General features: G+C 69.9%; 21 protein-coding genes. 10 read left to right on the forward strand and 11 right to left on the reverse strand.

Annotation, left to right across the window (positions count from 1 at the left end; genetic code table 11):
- Positions 1-27: 27 nt before the first annotated feature.
- The 4 genes from RCR19_RS05705 to RCR19_RS05720 form a co-directional block, all read right to left on the reverse strand.
- Entirely contained in the window at positions 28-903 is an 876-nt protein-coding gene (locus RCR19_RS05705) for a carbohydrate ABC transporter permease (RefSeq protein ID WP_331264091.1), read from the reverse strand.
- Complete coding sequence (locus RCR19_RS05710; RefSeq protein WP_331264092.1) at positions 900-1,856, reverse strand: sugar ABC transporter permease; 957 nt, start codon at positions 1,854-1,856, stop codon at positions 900-902. The genes RCR19_RS05705 and RCR19_RS05710 overlap by 4 nt, the downstream gene beginning before the upstream one ends.
- A 5-nt stretch (positions 1,857-1,861) precedes the next feature.
- The gene (locus RCR19_RS05715; protein WP_331264093.1) at positions 1,862-3,208 is read right to left on the reverse strand and encodes an extracellular solute-binding protein; all 1,347 of its coding nucleotides are present in this window, start codon (positions 3,206-3,208) and stop codon (positions 1,862-1,864) included.
- A 110-nt stretch (positions 3,209-3,318) separates the two neighbouring features.
- Positions 3,319-4,317, reverse strand: a complete 999-nt coding sequence (locus tag RCR19_RS05720; protein ID WP_331264094.1) for a LacI family DNA-binding transcriptional regulator — start codon at positions 4,315-4,317, stop codon at positions 3,319-3,321.
- A 366-nt stretch (positions 4,318-4,683) separates the two neighbouring features.
- Here RCR19_RS05720 and RCR19_RS05725 point away from each other — a divergent pair, with 366 nt between their 5' ends.
- Entirely contained in the window at positions 4,684-5,961 is a 1,278-nt protein-coding gene (locus RCR19_RS05725) for an IS701 family transposase (RefSeq protein WP_331264095.1), read from the forward strand.
- A gap of 172 nt (positions 5,962-6,133) precedes the next feature.
- Positions 6,134-7,714 (forward strand): IS1182 family transposase, encoded by a 1,581-nt coding sequence (locus RCR19_RS05730; protein ID WP_331269356.1) that lies wholly within the window; start codon positions 6,134-6,136, stop codon positions 7,712-7,714.
- Between the two features lie 58 nt (positions 7,715-7,772).
- On the opposite strand, the gene RCR19_RS05735 is transcribed toward RCR19_RS05730, so the two are convergent.
- The 4 genes from RCR19_RS05735 to RCR19_RS05750 are packed head-to-tail and all read right to left on the reverse strand — an operon-like array spanning position 7,773 to position 11,783.
- Positions 7,773-8,588 (reverse strand): ABC transporter permease, encoded by an 816-nt coding sequence (locus tag RCR19_RS05735; protein WP_331264096.1) that lies wholly within the window; start codon positions 8,586-8,588, stop codon positions 7,773-7,775.
- 15 nt (positions 8,589-8,603) lie between these two features.
- A complete protein-coding gene (locus RCR19_RS05740) occupies positions 8,604-9,494 on the reverse strand; it encodes an ABC transporter permease (RefSeq protein WP_059131828.1) in 891 nt (296 codons plus the stop codon).
- Positions 9,495-9,503: 9 nt separating this feature from the next.
- The gene (locus RCR19_RS05745) at positions 9,504-10,715 is read right to left on the reverse strand and encodes an ABC transporter substrate-binding protein (RefSeq protein ID WP_331264097.1); all 1,212 of its coding nucleotides are present in this window, start codon (positions 10,713-10,715) and stop codon (positions 9,504-9,506) included.
- Between the two features lie 30 nt (positions 10,716-10,745).
- Entirely contained in the window at positions 10,746-11,783 is a 1,038-nt protein-coding gene (locus tag RCR19_RS05750; RefSeq protein ID WP_331264098.1) for an ABC transporter ATP-binding protein, read from the reverse strand.
- 104 nt (positions 11,784-11,887) lie between these two features.
- Between RCR19_RS05750 and RCR19_RS05755 the strand changes: the two genes are divergently transcribed.
- Together RCR19_RS05755 and RCR19_RS05760 are read left to right on the forward strand one after the other, a co-directional pair.
- Complete coding sequence (locus tag RCR19_RS05755) at positions 11,888-12,634, forward strand: GntR family transcriptional regulator (RefSeq protein WP_331264099.1); 747 nt, start codon at positions 11,888-11,890, stop codon at positions 12,632-12,634.
- A 38-nt stretch (positions 12,635-12,672) separates the two neighbouring features.
- Positions 12,673-13,428, forward strand: a complete 756-nt coding sequence (locus RCR19_RS05760; protein ID WP_331264100.1) for a cache domain-containing protein — start codon at positions 12,673-12,675, stop codon at positions 13,426-13,428.
- A gap of 125 nt (positions 13,429-13,553) precedes the next feature.
- On the opposite strand, the gene RCR19_RS05765 is transcribed toward RCR19_RS05760, so the two are convergent.
- On the reverse strand, positions 13,554-14,222 hold the full coding sequence (locus RCR19_RS05765; RefSeq protein WP_331264101.1) for a hypothetical protein: 669 nt from the start codon (positions 14,220-14,222) through the stop codon (positions 13,554-13,556).
- Positions 14,223-14,443: 221 nt separating this feature from the next.
- Between RCR19_RS05765 and RCR19_RS05770 the strand changes: the two genes are divergently transcribed.
- From RCR19_RS05770 to RCR19_RS05790, 5 genes are all read left to right on the forward strand, one after another.
- Entirely contained in the window at positions 14,444-15,100 is a 657-nt protein-coding gene (locus tag RCR19_RS05770; RefSeq protein WP_059131832.1) for a helix-turn-helix transcriptional regulator, read from the forward strand.
- A 32-nt stretch (positions 15,101-15,132) separates the two neighbouring features.
- Positions 15,133-15,663: a hypothetical protein gene (locus RCR19_RS05775; protein ID WP_059131833.1), complete on the forward strand. Its 531-nt coding sequence runs from the start codon at positions 15,133-15,135 to the stop codon at positions 15,661-15,663.
- A gap of 20 nt (positions 15,664-15,683) precedes the next feature.
- Complete coding sequence (locus tag RCR19_RS05780; protein WP_331264102.1) at positions 15,684-16,892, forward strand: MAB_1171c family putative transporter; 1,209 nt, start codon at positions 15,684-15,686, stop codon at positions 16,890-16,892.
- On the forward strand, positions 16,876-18,363 hold the full coding sequence (locus RCR19_RS05785) for an FAD-dependent monooxygenase (RefSeq protein WP_331264103.1): 1,488 nt from the start codon (positions 16,876-16,878) through the stop codon (positions 18,361-18,363). Before RCR19_RS05780 ends, RCR19_RS05785 begins: the two co-directional genes overlap by 17 nt.
- Positions 18,364-18,671: 308 nt before the next feature.
- Complete coding sequence (locus RCR19_RS05790; protein WP_331264104.1) at positions 18,672-18,896, forward strand: hypothetical protein; 225 nt, start codon at positions 18,672-18,674, stop codon at positions 18,894-18,896.
- A gap of 1 nt (position 18,897) precedes the next feature.
- On the opposite strand, the gene RCR19_RS05795 is transcribed toward RCR19_RS05790, so the two are convergent.
- Positions 18,898-19,581 carry a 4'-phosphopantetheinyl transferase superfamily protein gene (locus RCR19_RS05795; RefSeq protein ID WP_331264105.1) on the reverse strand — a complete coding sequence of 228 codons (684 nt, stop codon included), beginning with the start codon at positions 19,579-19,581 and terminating at the stop codon, positions 18,898-18,900.
- The gene (locus RCR19_RS05800) at positions 19,526-20,434 is read right to left on the reverse strand and encodes a metallophosphoesterase (RefSeq protein WP_331264106.1); all 909 of its coding nucleotides are present in this window, start codon (positions 20,432-20,434) and stop codon (positions 19,526-19,528) included. Before RCR19_RS05800 ends, RCR19_RS05795 begins: the two co-directional genes overlap by 56 nt.
- A 332-nt stretch (positions 20,435-20,766) precedes the next feature.
- Here RCR19_RS05800 and RCR19_RS05805 point away from each other — a divergent pair, with 332 nt between their 5' ends.
- Positions 20,767-21,894 (forward strand): ATP-grasp domain-containing protein, encoded by a 1,128-nt coding sequence (locus RCR19_RS05805; protein ID WP_331264107.1) that lies wholly within the window; start codon positions 20,767-20,769, stop codon positions 21,892-21,894.
- Positions 21,895-21,919 lie beyond the last annotated feature (25 nt).

Below are 21,919 nucleotides of genomic sequence, written 5' to 3' on the forward strand. Positions count from 1 at the left end.
CTTTCTGTCTCGGCGAGGAGGGCGATGTCAGCCCTTCGTGCTGCCCGCGCTGATTCCGGCGATGATGTGCCGCTGGAAGACGAGGAACAGCGCGACCATGGGGATGCTGGCGATCACCATCGCGGCCACGAGCACGGTCAGCTGGATGTTCTGCGACAGCTGGACCAGGGCCACGCTGATCGGCTGCTTGTCGGTGTCGGAGAAGACCATCAGGGGCCACAGGAAGTCCTGCCACACCGCGACCAGCGCGAAGATCGAGACCACGCCGAGGACGGGTCGCGACATGGGCAGCACGATCGACCACAGGGTGCGCAGCGGGCCGGCGCCGTCGATCTCCGCGGCCTCCAGGACGTCCCGCGGGATCTGGTCGAAGAACCGTTTGAGCAGGTAGAGGTTGAAGGCGTTGGCGACCGCGGGCAGCCAGATCGCGAGGGGGTCGTTCAGCAGGCTGGTGTGCAGCAACGGCAGGTCCGCCACCGTCAGGTACTTGGGCACCACCAGCGCCTGGACCGGGACCATCAGGGTGGCGAGGATGCCGCCGAGGATCACCTTGCCGAAGGCGGGCCGCAGTTTGGACAGCGCGTACGCGGCGGCCGTGCAGAACACCAGCTGGAACAGCCAGGCGCCCGTGGCCTGGACAACCGTGTTCCACAGATGCTGCGGCAGCTGCATGAGGTCCCAGGCGTCGGTGTAGCCGCCCAGGTTCCAGTGCCGTGGGACCAGTGTGGGCGGGGTCTCGGCCACCTCGTCGGGCGACTTCATCGCGCCGGTCGCCATCCAGTACACGGGGAACAGGAAGGCGAGCGTGAACAGCGCGACGACGCCGGTGAACACGGTCCAGTACACCGCCCTGCCGCGCGGGCGGGCCAGGGCGGCCGGCGACACCAGGGTCCGGGTGCTCATGCGCCCTCCTCTCCGGAGCGGGTCAGCCGCAGGTAGAGGGCGGAGAAGAGGCCGAGCAGCACCAGCAGCATGACGCTCAGCGCACAGGCGCCGCCGAAGTCGTTGTAGAGGAAGGCGTACTTGTAGATCAGATAGAGCACGGTGACCGTGGCGTTCTCCGGGCCGCCGCCGGTGATCACGAACGGCTCGGTGAAGACCTGCATCGTCGCGATGATCTGCAGCAGCATCAGCATGAGGATGACGAACCGGGTCTGCGGGATCGTCACGTGCCTGATGCGCTGGAGGAGGTTCGCGCCGTCCAGTTCCGCGGCCTCGTACAGCTCGCCCGGGATGGACTGGAGGGCGGCCAGGTAGATCAGGACGGTGCCGCCCATGTTGGCCCAGGTCGCCACGAGCACCAGCGACACCAGAGCGGTGTCGGCTCCGTTGGTCCAGTTCGAGGTGGGCAGGTGCAGGAAGCGGAGCGTCTCGTTGGCGAGGCCGGCTCCCGGATCGTAGAACCACTTCCACAGCAGGGCGCTGACCACCGGCGGAATCATCACCGGCAGGTAGACCACGACCCGGAAGAACGCCTTGGCGTGGCGCAGTTCGTTCAGGACGAGGGCCAGGACGAAGGGGACCGCGAAACCGATCAGCAGGGCCAGCAGCGTGAAGGTGAGGGTGTTGCGCCAGGCGGCGCCGAACTCCGGATCGTGCAGCACCCGGGAGAAGTTGGCGGTGCCGACCCACTCGGGCGGGGAGCCCGGCGTGTACTTCTGGAAGGCGATCACGACCGCGCGGATCGCCGGGTACCAGGAGAACAGGGCGAAGCAGATCAGCCCGCCGAGGAGGAAGCCGTACGCGCGGGCCTGGTCCGCGAGGCGGCGCCGCCTCCGGCCCCCTACCGGAGGCGGCGCCGGTACCGGGTGTACGGGGACCGCCGAGGCCGTCCTCCGTGCAGCCGTCTTGGTCATCGCCGTCAGCCCCGTGCCAGGATGCCGTCGATCTTGCCGGAGGCGTCCTTGAGGAGCTGGTCGATGTCGGCGTCCTTCTTGGTGAGGACGGCCGAGACGGCACCGTCGAGGACGGAGTAGATCTGCTGGGCGTTCGGCGGCTCGATCTTCATCTGGAGCGCCTGGTTGCCGTCGAGGAAGGACTGGTAGTTCTCGACGGGCACGTTGGCGTTGGCCTTCTTGACCTCCTGGTCCTTGGCGTCGGCGGCGCCGGTGAACAGCCGGGGCTCCGGGAGACCGACCGGGGCGTTGTTCTGCTTGGCGCGCGCGTAGTCGCCGAGGAAGCCCTTGCCGGGGGTGAGGAACATGTGGTCGAGCCACTTCAGTCCGGCCCGGATCTGCTCCGGGGTGGCCTTTTTGTTGAACATGTAGCCGTCTCCGCCGATCAGCGTGCCCTTGCCTCCGGGCATGGGGGCGATCGCGAGATCCTGGTAGTTGCCGCCCTTCTCCTTGACCAGGATCGGGATGTTGTCCGGGGCGGAGAGGTACATACCGAGCTTCCCCGAACCCATCAGCTGCTGCACGTCGTTGATGACGAGGAGCTGCTTGCTGCCCATGGAGTTGTCGGTCCAGCGCATGTCGTGCAGGTTCTGCAGCACGGCGTGGCCCTCGGGGGTGTCGACGGTGGCCTTCTTGCCGTCGGCGCTGACGACGTCCCCGCCCTGCGAGTACAGCTCGGCCGTGAAGTGCCAGCCGCCCTGGTTCTGTGCGCTGTAGTCGGCGTAGCCCACGGTCCCGTTGCCGAGCCCGGCTATCTTCTTGGCGTCGGCGCGGACCTCCTCCCAGGTGGCCGGGGGCTTCTCGGGGTCGAGGCCGGCCTGCGCGAAGAGCTTCTTGTTGTAGATCAGCCCCATCGAGTAGCCGGTGCGCGGGATGCCGTAGATCTTGCCGTCGACGGTGTAGATGTCCCGCAGCTGCTGCTGCAGGGTGTCGTAGCTCTTCAACTCCTTGACGTACGAGGAGATGTCGGCCGCCTGCCCGGTGTCGACGACGTGCTTGACGTCCGTGAAGTACGTGTAGAACACGTCCTCCATTTGGCCGCCCGCGAGCTTGGCGTCGAAGGTCTTGGGGTCCTCACAGGGGAATGCGTCATGGGCGACGACGTCGATGTCCGTGTTCTTCTTCTCGAAGGACGCGATGTCGTCCTCGAAGAACTTGCGGTCCACCTTGGCGCTCTTGGGCGGCTCGCAGTTGACCGTGATACGCGTCTTGCCGCTCGCCGAGTCGCCGTCTGATCCGCATGCGGACGCGGCGAGGGCGAGCGAACAGACGCTGAGCGCGACGAGGGTACGGCGGATCCCGGTGCTTCTCATCGGTGGACCCCTTCGGGCTGTAGCGGTGGGCGCCGCACACTCAAGCACCGACAGCAGCAAGCCGCAAGATGTCGCGCAGAATCTGAAATTATTTGACAGTACACCGGATCTCAGTAACGAGGCGCTTGCGCAGTCGACCCCCTGACCACCAGCTCGGGCTCGAACAGCAGCTCGTCCGCCGGGACGGAGCTGCCCCCGATCTGTACGTTCAGCAACTCCACGGCGGCCTTGCCCATCGACTCGATCGGCTGCCGGACGGTGGTGAGAGGCGGTTCCGTGCAGTTCATCAGCGCCGAGTCGTCGTAACCCACGACCGAGATCTGCGACGGGACGTCGAGGCCCCGGCGGCGGGCGGCCCGCACCACGCCCAGCGCCAACGGGTCGCTGGCGCAGATGAACCCGGTGACCCCTCGGTCGATGAGCTTGGCCGCCGCAGCGTGTCCGCCCTCGATGGAGAAGATGGTCCGGGCGACGAACTCGCCGGGCAGTTCCCCGGCGATCGCCCGTGCCGCCGCGAGCTTGCGGGCCGACGGGACGTGGTCCCCGGGCCCGAGCACCAGCCCGATCCGCTCGTGCCCCAGCGAGGCGAGGTGACGCCAGGCCTGCTCCACGGCCACCGAGTCGTCGCAGGAGACGCCGGGGAAGCCCAGGTGCTCGATCGCCGCGTTGACCAGCACCACCGGGATGTTGCGGTCGGCGAGCAGCCGGTAGTGGTCGTGCGGCGCATCGGCCTGTGCGTACAGACCGCCGGCGAAGACCACGCCGGAGACCTGTTGTTGCAGCAGCAACGCCACGTAGTCCGCCTCGGAGACACCGCCCTTGGTCTGGGTGCACAGCACGGGAGTCAGCCCGAGTTGCGCCAGCGCGCCCCCGATGACCTCGGCGAACGCCGGGAAGATGGGGTTCTGCAGCTCCGGGAGGACGAGCCCGACGAGCCGGGACCGCTCCCCGCGCAACTGCGTGGGCCGCTCGTAGCCCAGTACGTCGAGTGCAGAGAGCACCGACTGCCGGGTGGCCTCGGAGACACCGGGCTTGCCGTTGAGCACCCGGCTGACCGTGGCCTCACTGACCCCGACCTTCTTCGCCACTTCAGCAAGTCGTCGCGTCATGCGCGCAAGAATAGCGCAAGAAATGCAAGCTGCTTGCGTTCGGGAGACAATCGCCGTCCGCCGATCCGACTGCGGAAATCCCCGGCCGGAGGCCGCGAACGGCGGCGGGAGGGACCGCGGCGCGGACGCGCCGCATGCCGCCCGAGGGCCCCTCGTCCGGATCATGCCGGCGTCGCGGGCCGGCCGAAGGGCGCAGTCCTTCTCGCCGATCCGGTCCCGACGAAAGGACCCAGGGTCTGTCGTTCGGGTCGGGTCGGCTGGGAGAGACCGCGCCATTCGCGCGACGCCGAGATGATCCGAACGACAGGCCCTAGTAGGACTCCGTTAGGTCTGTCTCGCGGTCCTGTTTGGGGGCACGGTAGGTGTGTGGACGCACATGAAGTGAACCGTGCTCGGGCGAAGTTGGCGTTGTTCGTGGCCGACGTGTTCGCGTCGGTGCCGCGCAAGGATCAGCGGGCGAAGGGTGACTGCTATCTGCGGGGGCTGATGCTGGACGGGCGGCGCAAGTCGATCCAGCCGATGGCGGAGCGGCTGTCGGATGGCAACGAGCAAAACCTGCAGCAGTTCGTGAACCAGTCGACGTGGGATCCGGTGCCGGTGCGGCGGCGGATTGCGGAGCGGATGGTGCCGCTGGTGGGCCCGGATGCCTGGGCGGTCGATGACGTGTCGTTTCCCAAGGACGGGAAGATGTCGGTGGCGGTCGCGCGTCAGTACTGCGGAGCCCTGGGCAAGCAGGCCAACTGCCAGGTCACGGTGAGCGTGCACGCGGTCTCCGACACCGCGTCATGTCCGCTGCAGTGGCGCCTCTTCGTGCCCGAGGAGTGGGCAGCCGATGCCCTCCGTCGGCGCAAGACGGGGATTCCTGATGAGATCGGGCACCGGGAGAAGTGGCGTCTGGCCCTGGACGTCCTCGATGAGCTGGCCGGATGGGGCCTTGTCCCACCGGTGGTGGTGGCCGACGCCGGCTACGGGCAGAACGCCGACTTCCGCGACGGGCTGGAGCGTCGGAGCATCGGCTACGTAGTGGCGATCCGCTCGGATGTGACCGCCCACCCGCATGATGCAGTGCCCGCTGCCCCCACCTGGTCCGGCAACGGCCGCAAGCCGCAACCCCGCTACCGCGACAAGCCGTCTTCGGTGGCCGCGCTCGCCGCCGGCTATGGACGGCAGGCTTTCACCGAGGTGACCTGGCGTGAAGGCTCCCGCGGACCGATGCGCTCGCACTTCCTGGCGTTGCGGGTGCGGCCGGCCGGGGTCAGAGCCCGACGCCTCGCCCAGGCCGCCGCCACCGCGGGGGACGGCTCCTGGGACGGTGTCCTGTCCGAGGTCACGTTGCTGGTCGAATGGCCCGCCGGAGCCGAAGCACCCACCGACTACTGGCTGTCCAACCTGCCCGCAGACACCCCGCCGACTGAGCTGGTCCGCCTGGCGAAGATCCGCTGGCGGATCGAGCATGACTACCGGGAACTCAAGCACGGCCTCGGCCTGGACCACTTCGAAGGCCGCTCCTGGGCCGGGTGGCATCACCACGTCACCCTGGTCACCGCCGCCCACGCATTCCTCACCGAACAGCGCCTGGCCCCAAAAGCCGATACAGCGGACTCACCCTCTACCAGATCCTCGACACCCTCCAGGACCTGCTGAACTGTTGGGCCGGCACCTGCACCACCTGCCACCGCCCCCTGCCCACAACATCCACCACCAGCCAGAACCCAAGATCCAAAGCAACCTAACGGAGTCCTACTAGAAGACTCATGAAGATCTTGGGGTTCTGGCCCCACCGTGTGAGCGGTGGGGCCAGACTCGTTGTGTGGTGATGGGGGAATGGGTCGGGGAGACGGTCGGGCCGGATGTGTGGGAGACCTGCCGGGAGTTGATCCCGGTAGGGAGTGTGTTCGCGTTCCTGGCCGAGGACCGCGGTGCGCTGTTCCCGGCGGAGATGTTCGCGGACATGTACCCCTCGGGGAACGGACGGCCCAGCATGCCGCCGCAGATCCTGGCCTCGGCGGTCACGCTGCAGGCCCTGCACGGGCTGTCGGACTTCGAGACGGTCCAGGAACTGCGGTGCGACCTGCGGTGGAAGGCCGCCTGCGGACTCGGCCTGCACGACATGGCGTTCGATCCGTCGCTGCTGGCCTACTTCCGCCGCCGCCTTTCCCGGTCGGCCCGGCCGAATCGGGTCTTCGAGGCGGTGCGGGAGGTGGTGAAGGCGACCGGTGTCCTCAAGGGCAAGCACCGGCGGGCTTTGGACTCCACCGTGCTGGACGACGCGGTCGCCACCCAGGACACCGTCACCCAGATCATCGCCGCCATCCGCGCGGTGATCCGCGAGGTTCCCGGCGCCGACCAGATCGCGGCCGTGCAGTGCACCGCGCACGACTACACCGATCCCGGCAAACCCCGCATCGCCTGGAACGATGAGCAGGCCCGCGCCGACCTCGTCGACTCCCTCGTCGGTGACGCGCTCAGGCTGCTGGGCCACCTGCCTGACCAGCAGCTCGGTGAGAAGGCTGCGAACGCGGTGGGCCTGCTGGCCCTGGTCGCCGGACAGGACGTCGAACCCGCCGAGGACTCCGACGGCCGTGACGGGCGCTGGCGCATCACTCGGGGCACCGCCTACGACCGGATGGTCTCCACCGTCGATGGCGAAGCCCGGCACATCCACAAGACACGCACCCACCAGCAGGACGGATACAAAGCCCACCTGGCCATCGAGCCGGAGACCGCGTTATACACCGCTGTGACCCTCACCCCCGGTGTCGGGCCCGAGCACCACGAGGCCACCGTCGGCGTGGACCTGCTCGCCGAGGAAGACGGGCCGGTGGACGCCTTCGGCGACACCGCCTACTCCACCGGCGAGGCCCGCCAGGCCCTCGAAGCAGCAGGCCACCGGCTGTTTTTCAAACCCGCCCCGCTACGGCCTGCCGTCCCCGGCGGTTTCACCCTGGACGACTTCCGTATCGACACCGCCGCCGCCACGGTGAGCTGCCCCGCTGGACACACCGTCCCCCTGTCGGACCCCGGCGGGCAGAACAACCAGCGCAAGGCTGCCTTCGGGAACCTGTGCACCGGATGTCCCCTACGTGAGCGGTGCACCAAAGCCAAGGCCGGCCGCATCCTGACCATCCGTCCCCACCACGACCTGCTCGCGGCCGCCCGCCGCCAGGCCACCGCCGACCCTGCCTGGCAAGCCGACTACCGCCGCTGGAGACCACCGGTCGAACGCGCCGTCGCCTGGCTCGTCCACCACGGCAACCGCAGACTCCGCTACCGCGGCACCATCGCCAACGACACCTGGCTCCACACCCGAGCCGCCGCCCTCAACCTCCGCCGACTGATCAACCTCGGACTCACCCGCACAGGCAACACCTGGACGATCAACCCCGCCACCGCATAGACCAAGGGGCCACCCGGCCCAGAAACCAGACAGCCCCACCAAGATCTTCATGAGTCTTCTAGATCCGGCTCTCCGTCGCCGTGTCCGCCGACAGGCGCTGGGCGATGTAGATCGGGATCACCGACAGCAGCACGAGCACCGCCGCCACCACGTTCACGACCGGGGCCTGCTGCGGCCTGGTCATGTTGTTGAAGATCCAGATCGGGAGGGTCTCGATGCCGGGTCCGGCCGTGAACGTCGTCACCACGATCTCGTCGAAGGACAGCGCGAAGGCCAGCAGCGCACCGGCGAACAGTGCCGAACGCACCAGCGGGAAGGTGACGTCGACGAAGGCGCGGAACGAGTCGGCGCCCAGATCCATCGCCGCCTCCTCGTACGTGCCGGAGGTCCGGCGCAGCCGCGCGACCACGTTGTTGAACACGACGACGATGCAGAACGTCGCATGTCCGACGATCACGGTGAACAGCCCGAGGCCGACGCCGAGCGGCTCCAGCACCGTACCGAAGGCCGAGTTGAGCGCGATGCCGGTGACGATGCCGGGCAGTGCGATCGGCAGCACGACGACGAAGGAGAGCGCGTCGCGCCCGAAGAAGCGGTGCCTGGCCACCGCGAACGCGATCAGCGTGCCGAGCACCAGCGCGATCGCCGTGGCCCCGAGGCCCGCCTTCACCGAGACCCACAGCGCGTTGCGGGCCCCGGCGTTCTCCCAGGCCACCGACCACCAGTGGGCGGTCCAGCCGGGTGGCGGCCAACTCGCGCTGCGGTCGGGGTTGAAGGAGTTGACCAGGACGAGCGCGAGCGGAACGTAGATGACCGCGAAGCCTATTCCGGCGGCGATGCGCAGCGCGATACGCGCGGGGCGGGACAGTTGCATGACGAGGGACCTCTTCTAGAGGCTGCTGAGCGCGCCGGTGCGGCGCATCGCCAGCAGGTACAGCACGATGACCACCACCGGAACCGTGCCCAGGGCAGCGGCCATGGGCAGGTTGAGCTCGATGTTGGAGTACACGAGGTTGCCGATCAGCTGGGTCTTGCCGCCGACGATCTGGACCGTGATGTAGTCGCCGAGACTGAGGGAGAAGGTGAAGACCGAGCCGGCGGCGACCGAGGGCAGCACCATCGGCAGCACGACCGAGCGGAAGGTGCGCCCGGGCCGTGCCCCCAGATCGGCCGACGCGTCCATCAGGCCCGCGGGCAGCTGCTCGAGCGCCGTGTGGATCGGCAGGATCATGTACGGCAGCCAGAGGTATGTGAGCGTCATGACCGTGGCCGGGAGTCCGAAGCCCGGACCGTCGAGGCCCAGCGGCTTCAGCATCCAGTCGGCCAGCCCGCCCTCGGACAGGATCAGCCGCCACGCGTACACCTTCACCAGGTAACTCGCCCACAGCGGCGTGAGGATGGCGACCACCAGCCAGGGCCGCCACCTGGGCCGGGCGACCCGCGCGGTGTAGAAGGCCACCGGGAAGGCGATCACCGCGCACAGGACGGTGACGGCCAGGGCCACGCCGACGCTGCGCAGGATGACCTGGCGGAAGACGGGCGTGGTGAACAGCTCGTGGAAGTTGTCCGTCGACCAGACCTTCACCACCTCGGAGGTGAAGGAGTTCGTCGTCCAGAACGCCGAGATGAACAGGATGGCCAGCGAGCCGAGATACAGCACGGCCAGCCACAGCAGCGGAGCGGTCAGCAGCAGGGACAGCCGCAGCCGCGGGCGGCGGTGCAGCAGCCCGGCGAGCCGCCGGACGGGGGACCGTCCGGCGGCAGGCAGGGTGGCGGTCATCGTGGTGCCTCAGCCCTTGATCTCGGTCCAGGCCTGGACCCACTTCGCGTACGGGACGCACTTGACGTCCGTACGGCCGTCGAGGCACTGCTCGATCGGCGTGTTCCAGAAGGCGACGTTCTTCCAGTAGGCCGTGTCGCCGGCGTGGAAGGTGGTGCAGAAGCTCTTGTCGCTGGTCTCGTCGCACGCCTTGGCGTTGGACGGGGCCTCACCGAAGTACTCGGCGACCTGGGCGTTGACCTTCGGCGAGATGATCCAGTCCATCCACTTGTAGCCGCAGTTGGGGTGCTTGGCCTTGGCGGAGAGCATCCAGGTGTCGGACCAGCCGGTCGCCCCCTCCTTGGGCACGAACGCCTTCACCTTGGCGCCCTCGCCCTGCGTGAGGTTGGCGATGACCTGCCAGGTGGTGCCGATCACGGAGTCGCCGCTCTTGAAGGCGGAGATCTCCTTGAGGTAGTCGCTCCAGTACTCGCCCACGTTCGCGTTCTGCTTCTTCAGCAGATCGACCGCCGCGTCGAACTGCTTCTGGTCCAGCGCGTACGGGTCCTTGATCTTCAACTCGGGCTTGGTCGCCTTCAGATACAGCGCCGCGTCGGCGATGTAGATCGGCGAGTCGTACGCCGTGACATGGCCCTTGTACTTCGCCGCGTCGTCGAAGACAGCGGACCAGGAGGTCGGCGCGGGTTTGACCTTGTCGGTGTTGTACATGAGCAGGTTGGCGCCACGGCCGTGCGGGATGCCGTACGCCTTGCCGCCCACGGAGTTCCAGGCCTGCAGCTTCAGGTCGCCGAAGACGTCCTTGTAGTTCGGTACGAGGTCGGTGTTCACCGGCGCCGCGTCACCGGAGGCGATCAGCCGAAGGGAGGCGTCACCGGAGGCGGAGACGGCGTCGTACTCGCCGGTCTTCATCAGCTTGACCATCTCGTCGGAGCTGGCGGCGACCTTGGAGTGGACCTGACATCCGGTTTGCTTCTCGAAGTCGCTGACCCAGTCGACCTTGGGGTCGTTGGAGCCGTCCTCGACATAGCCGGCCCAGGCGATCAGGTTGACCTGCCCCTCGGTCTTGCCGAGCTTGGAAGGCGCCTTCAGGTCCGGCGGATTGAGGCCCGTGGACGAGGAGGAGCCGCCCGAGTCGGACGAGCCGCAGGCGGTGGCCGCGATCAGCACCGCGGCTGCGGCCACGGCCTTGAGGGTGGGAGTGAGACGCACGACGTTCTCCATACGTGACGGTGGGGGTGGCGTGGAGCGGGGTCAGCGGTCGGCGGGGACCTGCACGGCGTGGCGGCGGTGCCACTGGAGGCGCACCCGGGCGCCCCGGTAGGCCGCGACATCCTCGGAGGAGGTCTCCAGGTTCTGCTGGAGCGCGGTGAGGCGGCCGCCCGCGTCGAGGTCGACGAGGAAACGGGTGACGTCTCCCACGTAGACCACTTCGGCGACGGTGCCGGTGGCGGTGGAGTGCTCCGGCTCGTCCGCGATGGCGGACTCCTTGAGGACCCGGATCTTCTCGGGCCTGATGCTGTATGTGCCGGCCGTGCCGGTGACCCGTTCGGCCGCCTCGCCCCGGAGCAGGTTCGAGGTGCCCACGAAGGAGGCGACGAACGCGGTCGCGGGACGCTCGTAGATCTCGGCGGGCGTGCCGACCTGCTCGATACGGCCCTGGTTGAAGACGGCGATGCGGTCGCTCATCGTCAGGGCCTCCTCCTGGTCGTGGGTGACGAACACGAAGGTGATCCCGACCTCGCGCTGGAGCGCCTTGAGTTCGACCTGCATCTGCTCGCGCAGCTTCAGGTCGAGCGCGCCGAGCGGCTCGTCGAGCAGCAGCAGACGGGGGCGGCCGACGAGGGCTCGGGCGAGTGCGACCCGCTGCCGCTGGCCGCCGGAGAGCTGACCGGGCCGCCGCTTGCCGAACCCTTCGAGACGCACGTCGGCGAGTGCCTCGCGGGCCCGCTGGAGCCGCTCCGCCTTGGGCACCTTGCGCACCTTCAGGCCGTACGCGACGTTCTGCTCCACGGTCATGTGCGGGAAGAGCGCGTAGTCCTGGAAGACGGTGTGCACATCGCGCTCGAACGGCGCGAGTCCGGTGACCTCCTGGCCTGCGAGTCGGATGGTCCCGGAGGTGGGGCTCTCGAAGCCCGCGATCATGCGCAGGACGGTGGTCTTGCCGGAGCCGGACGGACCGAGCATCGAGAAGAACTCGCCGTCGGATATCTCCAGATCCACCCCGGCCACGGCGGTGGTGTCGCCGAACTCCTTGCGGAGTCCTTGCAGCCGGATCGCGCTTCCCTCCATGGACGGGAACCTTTCTGGTGCTCTCTTACATTGAGTGTAAAGATATGAAGTCATAGTTCAAAGCTCAAGCCCCCCTTAAGGTAAAGGTTGAGTCAACGCACAAGGTGGTGACCGTGAAGCACAACAGAGGCGACGGAGCCCGGAGAGCCGTGTTCACTCCGGTGGACACCCGGGCGCGCGTCGAGACGGTCGTCCGCCGGCTCGGCGACGCCATCGAGCTCGGCCTGCTCGCCGACGGGGAACAACTGCCCGGCGAGAGCGAGCTGGCGGGACAGCTGGGCGTGTCCACCGTGACCCTGCGGGAGGCGCTCATGGCGCTGCGGCAGCAGGGGCTCGTCACCACCCGGCGCGGACGCGGCGGCGGCAGCTTCGTCTCGCTGCCCGCCGACCCCGCCGAGGAGCGGATCAGGGCGCGGCTGGCGGGCTGGGGCACGGAGGAGCTGCGGGACCTTGGGGACCACTGGGCGGCCGTGTCCGGCGCCGCCGCCCGGCTCGCGGCCCAGCGCACCGAGCCGGACGACCTCCAGCAACTGCGCAGGACCCTGGAGGAGTTCGCGAGGGCCGGGGACGCCGCGGCACGCAGCCGGGTGTACGGCCGGTTCCATGTGGAGCTGGCCGCCGCCGCGCAGTCCGCCCGGCTCACCCGGGAGCAGGTGGCTCTCCAGACGGAGGTCGGGTCTCTGCTGTGCCTCGTCCTCGGCGACGACGCCTATCGCGAAGAGGTGGCGGACCGTCACCGCTCCGTAATCTCCGCCGTGCAGGATGGGGCCCACGATTCGGCCAGGGAGCTGGCCGAGCGGTGCGTCCAGGAATCGACGGCACGGCTCATCGCGCTGCGCCTCACCCTGTAACGCGCCGGCTTCCGGTCCATGTGCGCGGGAGGGCGCCGATGCGCAGGAGCCCCGGTACGGTCGCCCCGCCCGAGACGGACGTGACGGCACGGACGGCCTCCGCCCTGGAGACGGTCTTCGACGCCGTCGTGCAGACCGGCGCCGAGGCCGCGGCACTGCTCGCGAGGGTGGCCGGACAGGGACGGCGGCCCGCGACCGTGGATCTGGCGGGACTGCGCCCCGGCCTCCATGCCCGCCTCGCCCGGCAGGAGTTGGTGTCCGGCGTGGGGTTCGTGGCCGCACCGGGTCTGCTGAGCGATGTGCCGGCGTGGCTGGAGTGGTGGCAGACCGGATCGGACGGCGGCGTGACTCCGCTGCTGCCCGACCTGGACCCGGCTCGCTCCGCGTACTCCGACTACACGCACTGGGACTGGTTCACGCTGCCCCGGGACACCGGGCGGCGTGCGGTGGCGGGACCGTACGTGGACTACCTCTGCTCGGACGAGTACAGCCTCACCCTGTCGGCGCCCGTGCACATGGCGGGACGGTTCGCGGGGGTGGCCGCCGCCGACGTGTACCTGCGGCACTTCGAGGCGGCCGTGCTGCCGTTGCTGCGCCGCCTGCCGGAGCCTGCCCATCTGGTCAACGCCCGTGGCCGGGTGGCCGCGTCGGCCGACACCGCACATCTGGCCGGTTCGCTCACCAAGGGCCCCGACTTCGCCGCCGTACTGGAGCGGGGTCGCCCCGGCAGCTGGCGGGACCTGCGGCTGGTCCCGTGCGACGGTGTTCCCCTCGTGCTCGTGGTGGGCCGCTGAGCCGGGACCGTGCCCCTGGACGGGAACGAGCCCCGGCGCCGTCGGCGACCTGAACGCCGACGGTGCCGGGGCCCCGCGAAAGTGCGGCACACGGTCCGCATGCCCCGGTGAACGGGCCCGGGAAGTCAGCCCCGCGAGGAGGGCACCACGCTGAGATGGCTCCCGGTGCGCCCGGCTCGGCGCGGCCCGGGGGCAGCGGGCACCGGACGCCGCGCCTCGCGCAGCACCAGGGTCAACCGTGAGTACCCCATGTCCTGAAGGGTCTTCGGGGTCTCCCCCACCACCCGGCAGTCCCTGCCCCACCGCGGGTCGGGGTGCAGCAGCGGACGCACCGCTCCGTCGTGCTCCACCGCCTCCGGCCCGACCGCGCGGATCCAGTGCGGCAGCCCCTGCCGGTAGGCGGCCTCCATGATCGGGTCCTGGGCGATGTCACGGCGGATGGCCTGGAGTTGGTGGTCATGGCCGTGCCGCTCCACCGCTGCGGCGAAATGCGCCAGCATCGGCAGGCACCAACTCGACTCGTGCTCACCGAGGACCGTGCCCGCGTCCGGGTGGAACAGCACGAAACGCAGGAAGTTGTCGCCCGGCATGGCCGTCGGATGCGGTGCCACCGCTCGGAAGAGTGCCTCGAACGCGGTGTTGGCGAGAACGACGTCCCAGCGGTGGTCGAAGACGACCGACGGGAAGGGGACGGCTTCCAGGAGCGTGGCGTAGTCCTGCAGATACGCCCGTGCTCGTGGACTCTCGGGGACGGGCCGCGGCTGCGACCGCTGCCCTCCTGCCTGATACGCCATCGGGAGGTCACCCCTCTTGCCCTTGCGCCCTTCACGCGGCGCCCCGATCCTGGTGCCCCGAGTCCATCCGTGTCAACTATCGTGGCATTTGGCGTCTGTTGACGGCCGAATCTCGCCACAGTTGTGGCGAGACCTGGATGTGAGTTCGAGAAAACGGCTAACCTCCGGATGGTTCCGGACCACCAAGACGACGATGTGAGCGAGACGTAGGAGACCTGTCGGTGACGGATGGCTTCGAGGTTCCGGGCGCCACGGCGACGGGTCTGCTGCCGGCCGTCGTCGCCCGTGTCACCGCCCTCGCCGACCGGCTGGGCGTGCCGCACGCGGAGGTCTTCGACGTCCCCCGCCTGTCGGCCGCGTCCGGCGTGGCCGAGCCGGTGGTGAAGGCCCTGCTCGGCGGGGTTCCCGCCGGGGAGCCCGATCTCCAGGCGCGGTTCCTCCAGCGGCTGGACCTGCTGCGGCGCACCCGGCTCAAACCCAATGGACGCAAGTACACCCAGCAGGAGATCGCCGACGGAGCGGGGATGTCGCGCCAGCAGGCCGGCGCGCTCATCAACGGCGACCGGCGCCCCACCATGGAGCACTGCGACGCCATTCAGCGTTTCTTCAAGGTGCATGCCGGGTTTCTCTCGGCCGAGGACCCGGAGGCGCTCGTGAACACCCTGCAGCGCTGCGAACAGGAGCTCCTCCAGCAACTCGCGGACCGTGAGCGTGAGGCGGCCGCCGCCACCGAGGACCCTTTGGAGCAGCTGCTCCAGGACCACGGCGTCCGCGGCATCGCCTGGCGGGCGGCCCAGCTGCCCACCGACCAGCATCGGGACAAGGTCGCGGAGTGGCTGGACATGCTCCTGGAGAGCGTCAAGCGGCCCGAGTCCTGATCCGGGGGAGAACTGTGGGCATCGGAAGGGAAATGCGCCGCCTGTGCGGCGAGTTGGTCACGGAGCTCTCGCTCCCGGCGCCGGCGCAGCCGGCCGACCTCTACGCCGCGCTGTGCGACGGCATGAGCAGACGCCGCGGCCGTCCCGTCCAGTTCCGCACCGCGGCCTTCCCGCCGGGCACGGCCAGCGGGCTCTGGCTCGACATGGCCGACCAGGACCTCGTCGTCGTCGAGGAGCGCACCGCCCCGGACCATCAACTGGTGATTCTCGGACACGAGTTGTGGCACATGAACGCCGGTCACCACGGCCACCACGTCGATGGCGCCGTGGTGGCCGCGCGGCTGCTGAGCGACACCGCGGACCTGCAGGCGACCGTCCTGAAGGTCGCCGCCCGTACGCACTTCGACGTCACCGACGAGAAGGATGCCGAGAGCTTCGGACTGCTGCTGGCCAGCAAGTGCCGCACATGGCTGGCCGGTTCGTCGCTGCGCGGCCCCGTCCAGCGCGACGGCCTCGCCGGGCGGATCGAGGCGTCCCTGGGGTATCGCGGACCGCAGGGCTGAGGGACGAAGACAACAAGACCATGGACGGGTCCAGTTACTACATACCGGCCGCCGCGATGGGCGTGGCGCTCACCGTCAAGGCGCCCGCGCTCATCCGCTCCTGGCGCGACCCGCTGCTGCGGGCGGTGTGCGCGCTGCTCTCGCTGGCCGGCCTCGTGTTCTTCTTCGCGGCGCCGCCGACGATCGCGAAGGTCAATGACGTCACGGGCATCACCAACGTCTCCGCGCCCTTGGTGTACTGCCTGCTGAGCGCGTTCAGCGCCTCCTGTCTGGTGCTCGTCGTCAACTGGCGTGGCGGCCCTCCCGAGGAGACCCGCCGCACCACACGGCGGATCGTCGCCGGGTACGGCGTCGTGGTGGTCGCCCTGATCACGCTGTTCCTGCTCGGTGACGCGCCGGTGGAGCGGCTGGTCGACTTCGACACGTACTACGCCCGCGCCCCGTACATGCGGGAGATGATCGTGCTCTATCTGGTGGCGCTCACCGTCGCCGGAGTGGCGATGAACTTCATGTGCGGCCGCTGGGCCCTCCAGGTGCGCGGCTGGCTGCGCGCCGGACTGCTGATCATCGTGATCGGCTATCTGTTCAACCTGGCCTATCTGACGACCAAGTTCACTGCCGTCGTCGCCCGCTGGAACGGTCATGACCTGGACTATCTGAGCAGCGACGCGGCACCTGTACTGGCCTCCGCCGGGGCTCAGATCAGCGCGGTGGGCTTCTGCCTCCCGCTGGCCTGCCGGCGCGTCGGCGACAGCTGGAACTCGTGGTCGACCTACCGCCGGCTCGGACCGCTGTGGCGTGAGCTGCGACCGGTCTCCGCCCACGCGGAACGCGGGGTGCGGATCGCGTGGTGGTCGCCTGTCGCGTTGCAGGTGACACAGCGGGAGTCCGACATTCACGACGGCATGCTCGGCCTGTACCCCTACTTCGACACCGGGGTGCGCTCGCGCGCCTACGACGCCGCCGTGGCCGCGGGCTCCGACCCCGCCCAGGCGCAGGCCGAGGCCGACGCGGCGATGGTGGCGGTCGCGGTGCGGGCGAGGGCCGCCGATCCGGACGGCACGGTGATCAGTTCGGCAGGGGCGGCCAACGCCCTCGCCGCATCCCCCGAGGGCCCCCGGGACCTCGTTCGGATGTCGATCGCTCTGCGTCACTCACTCGTCGTCGCGGCCGCCCGGGAGCCGGCCGGGACCAGGCCAGGAAGCGACTTCCATGAGCGAACCCGCTAGCACCACCACGGGTGCAGCACCCCGTAGAGCCGTCGTCGTCGGCGGCGGCATGGCCGGCATGCTGGCCGCCGCGGCACTGAGCTCGTACGCCGACGTCACCGTCGTCGAGCGGGACGTGCTGCCCGAGGGCCCCGAGCCGCGCAGGGGACTGCCGCAAGCCCGGCATGTGCACGTGATCTGGTCCGGGGGAGCCCGGGCCATGGAGGACCTGCTGCCGGGGGTGACCGACGCCTGGCTGGCGGCGGGCGCGCGGCGCATCCCCCTGCCGACCGGGCTCGTGTCGATGCAGCCGCGAGGCTGGTTCCGGCGCTGGCCGGAGATGCAGTTCATGATCGCGTGCAGCCGTGACCTGCTCGACTGGGTCGTCCGTGAGCGCATCGCCAAGAACGACCGCGTGACCGTGCTGCAACGGACCGAACTGCTGTCGCTCGAAGGCGATGCGTCGCGGGTGACGGGCGTGCGCATGCGGACGGCCGACGGCGAGGAGCGCGTACTCGCGGCCGACCTGGTCGTGGACGCGTCCGGGCGCGGTTCCCGGGCCTCGCTCTGGCTGGAGGCGCTCGGCGTACCCGAGGCGCCACTGGAGGAGGTGGACTCCGGACTCGTCTACTCCAGCCGGATCTTCCGTGCGCCGCCAGGCACCGAGGACTTCCCACTGGTCAACGTCCAGTCGGATGCGACGATTCCGGTGCCCGGCCGGACCACGACCATCGAGCCCATCGAGGGCGGACGGTGGCTGGTGACGCTCTCCGGCACCCGTGGCGGGGAACCGCCGTCGTCCGCGGAGGAGTTCGAGACGTTCGCCCGCGAGAGCGTCCGGCATCCGGTGGTGGGCGAGCTGATCGCCCACGCGGAGCCGCTGTCGGATCCGGCCGTCACCCGCAGCACGGTCAACCGCCGGCGGTTCTACGAGCGGATCAAGGGCTGGCCGGAGGGGTTCCTCGTGCTCGGCGACTCGGTGGCCACGTACAACCCGGTGTACGGACACGGGCTGTCCGTGGCAGCCCAGGGCGCGCTGGCACTGAGTGAACTGCTGGCCGTGCACGGGCTGACGGCGCCGGGGCTGGCGCGGCGTGCGCAGCGGGCGGTGGCCCGTCCGGTGGCGACCGCCTGGGAGTTCGCGACCAGCACCGACATCCACTATCCGGATGCGCTCGGCAAGTCCCCGAGCCTCGCGAACCGCCTCCTGGGCGCGTACGTCAATCGACTGATGCTCACCGCGACCGGACGCCCTCTGGTGGCCCGCGCGTTCTTCGACGTGATCACCCTGTCCAAACCCGTGGGAGAGCTGCTGCGACCGGCGGTGGCGATCGCCGTACTGCGCGGCCCGCGCCGTCCGCGGCTGACCGAACCGCCGCTCACCCCGGCCGAGTGGGCCGCGGTCACGGGTGCGCCGAGCGGTGAGCGGCCGGCAGAACCCTCCGCACCCGACGACGGTGCCCGCACCGCCGACGCGACCGGCCGTCCCTGACCGCACGGCCCCGCGCGCCCGCTCGCCCGAGTCACGTCCTGACGCACGGTCAGGTGGGCGAGCGGGCGCCGGCCCCGGGGTCCGCGGGTGCCCCGGCACGGAACGCGGGGCGCAGCCGGCGAGCGGTTTCACCCCCGCCGAGCGGGCGAACCCACCGCCGCGGAAACGGGATTGTCAGTGGCGGACGGCAAGCTGGAGGTGCGCCACCCGGTACGCGCGGCGACCGTCCGCTCGGCCGGGGAGGCGTGAGCCGTGCAGATGCCGCCGCGCGACGACCGTCGCCCGGCCGACCCGGGGAGAGCCGACCGATGCCCACCGCCGTACTGACAGACCGTGAACGCGCCGCCGTGCAGGCCTATCTGCGCCTCCTTCACACCGTACGAGCCGCTTTCGACGGACCGCCGGACCCGCGCCGACCACCTGTGGTCCCGACCGCCGCCCTCGCCGAGGTGGACCGGGCGCTCGCCGCGGCCGGGCTCATGGGCACGGAGGAGGAGTTCTTCCGGCTGCTCGGCGACTGGTGTCCGCCGTGAATCACGCGCGGGGCACGACGACGGCAGTCGCGGCGAGGCCGTGACGCGTGGTCCAGCGGCCGTCGAAGGCCTCGACGCGACGGCCGTCGACCACCGGTCCCGGGACCAGCAGCCGCGCCCGGAAGCTGCCGCAGACGTCCGAGGCGTCGCCCGGATCGATCTCTATGTCGGCCTCCAGGAAGTCGAGCCACAACCCCGTCAGCGGGAACCACGCCTTGTAGACGGACTCCTTCGCGCTGAACAGCAGCCGGTCCCAGTGGACGGACGGACGGCTGCGGGCGAGCTCCCTCAGCCGCGTCCGCTCCGCGGGCAGTGTCGTCACGTCCAGCACGCCCTCGGGCAGCCGGTCGTGGGGCTCGGCGTCGATGCCCAGCGAGACCAGTTCTCCGGCCCGGGCGAGCGCGGCGGCGCAGTAGCCGTCGCAGTGGGTCATGCTGCCGATCAGACCGTCCGGCCAGCGCGGCGCGCCGCGCTCGCCGGGCAGAACGGGCTGGGGCGGCACGCCGAGCTTCTCCATGGCGTGCCGCGCGCAGGCCCGGACGGCCGTGAACTCCCGTCGCCGCTTGTCGACGGCGCGGGCGACGACCGCCTCTTCCTCGGGGTGGAGGACCGCACCGTCTGCGACGGTGTCACCGTCGAAGGCCTCCACCACCACGACCGATCCCGGAAGCAGATCCTCGAACACCTTCTCGAACCTCCATCGGCAGAATGCGACGCAGCCTCCCGGGCGGCTCCGGGCGGGGGCCCCATTCACGCGGATAGCCGACCGACACCTCTTCGAAACGGACGCCCTCGTGGTGGGTGGTCCGCGGGATGTGGAGATGGCCGTACACCATGCAGGCGACCCGGAAGCGCCGATGCCAGTCGGAGGTGAGGTCGGTGCCGCACCACATGGCGAACTCGGGATAGCGCAGGACGTCCGTGGGGTGCCGGTCCAGCGGGTAGTGGTTCACCAGCACCGTGGAGAGGTCGCCGGGGATCTCCTCGAGCCTGCGCTCGGTCTCGGCGACCCGGGCTCGGCACCACGCCTCCCGGCTCGGGTAGGGATCGGGGTGCAGCAGGAACTCGTCGGTGCACACGATCCCGGTGCCGTGCGCGTATTCGAGTCCCTGCTCCTTGGTCGTGCAGCCCTGCGGCAGGAACGAGTAGTCGTAGAGCAGGAAGAGCGGTGCGACGGCCACCGGGCCGCCCGGCCCTTCCCAGACCGGGTAGGGGTCTTCGGGGGTGATCACGCCCAGTTCCCGGCAGACGGCGACGAGATGGTCGTACCGCTCCACTCCGCGCAGGGTCAGGGAGTCGTTCTTGTGGGTCCACAGTTCGTGGTTGCCCGGCGCCCAGATCACCTTGCGGAAGCGGCCGGCGAGCAGTTCGAGGGCCCAGCGGACATCGGCGACGGTCTCGGCCACATCACCGGCCACCAGCAGCCAGTCCTCACCCGAGGTGGGGTGCATACGCTCGACGAGGGCCCGGTTCTCGGGATACCCGATGTGCAGATCACTGATGGCGAGCAGCTGTCCACGGCCGTCCGTCGGCTCCACCCTCGCCCCTTTCGAGCACCGAATGGGAACACGAGAACACAGGGGGCCGCCGAGGGACAAGGGCGACCCGCGACAGGTACCCGACTGCCTCGGGAAACAGCCTGCAGCCGGTGCACACGTGCCGCCCGGAACCCTTCCTGTCGCCGCGGCGAACGGCTGGGGAAATCCGTAACACACGCGTAGCGGGGAGGGGGTCCGAAGGGCCTATGATCGCCCCAACACACTCGCCTCGGACGCCTTTCCGCGTACGGCGGTTCGGTGTACCCCTCCCTCGACCCCTGGCCGGGCACGGCCTGCTCCGCCGTGCCCGCACACCCTGAAAGGCGGCCTGCATGGTCTCTCGCGTACGCGTCTGGCTCAACCGCACGTACGCGGAGAACGTGTTCTTCATGGATCAGCTGCGGCGAAATCCCGGCGACCGGGCCGTCGAGATCCACGCCACGCACGGCGACCCCGACTCCCCCATCCTCGCCGCGGCGGACACCGCCGACCTCGAGCCCGAGGGCCTGTCCCCGGCCGGATACGTCGAGTACGCCCTAGACCAGTGCATACGCCGCGGTATCGACGTGTTCGTGCCCCGTCTGCACCAGGACGCGATCGTCGCCCACCGCGCCGAGTTCGAGGCGCTCGGCACGGCTCTGCTGGCACCGCCCGTGGAGGCGGTGGCGGTCTTCCAGGACAAGGCGACGGCGTACCAGGCCGCCGAGTCGATCGGGGTACCGGTTCCGCCCTGGTGGCGGGTCCGCGACGAGGAGCAACTGCTTTCCGCCGTGGAGGAGTTGGAGGCGGGCGGGCATCGGGCGTGCTTCAAGCCGGCGGCGGGCGCGGGAGGCGTGGGCTTCCGCGTCATCAGTCGCGCACCCTTCTCGCTCGTGCACCTCAGCGGGTTCCCGAGCGCGTATGTCCCGCTGGATCTGGTCGTCCAGGCGGTGCGCGAGGCCGCCGAGCCGGTCGACTGGCTGGTGATGCCGCGTCTGGAGGAGCCGGAGGTGTCGGTGGACTGCCTGACCGGCCCCGACAACCGCATCCGGATGGCGGTGGGCCGCACCAAGATGGGCCGCCGCCGGGGCTTCACGCTCCACGAGCAGTGGCTGGAGCCGGCCAGGCGGCTGGCGGAGGGCTTCGGGCTGCACCATCTGTCCAACATCCAGTTCCGGATGTACGGCGACGAGCCGGTACTGCTGGACGTCAACACACGCCCGGCGGGCGGACTCCACCAGCTGTCGCTGTGCGGTGTCAACGCCCCGTGGGCGGCAGTGCGGTTGGCTCTCGGCGAGGACCCGGGAGAGGTGGTGCCGCCCTTCCTGGGGACGGACTACACGGTGGTGTCGGGTCCCCGCCCCCTGCGCGCCCCCTCGGTGCCGCAGCAGAGGGCGGACGAGCCGGAGCAGACACCCGTGTTGCCGACGGCCCCGGTCGGCGCGGTCGAGGTCGACGCCGCGCAGGCGCTGCCCCTGTAGCGCGTCCCCCGGATGCGGACCGCCC

The sequence above is a fragment of the Streptomyces sp. WAC07094 genome (assembly GCF_036320405.1).
GTDB classification, from domain to species: domain Bacteria; phylum Actinomycetota; class Actinomycetes; order Streptomycetales; family Streptomycetaceae; genus Streptomyces; species Streptomyces lannensis.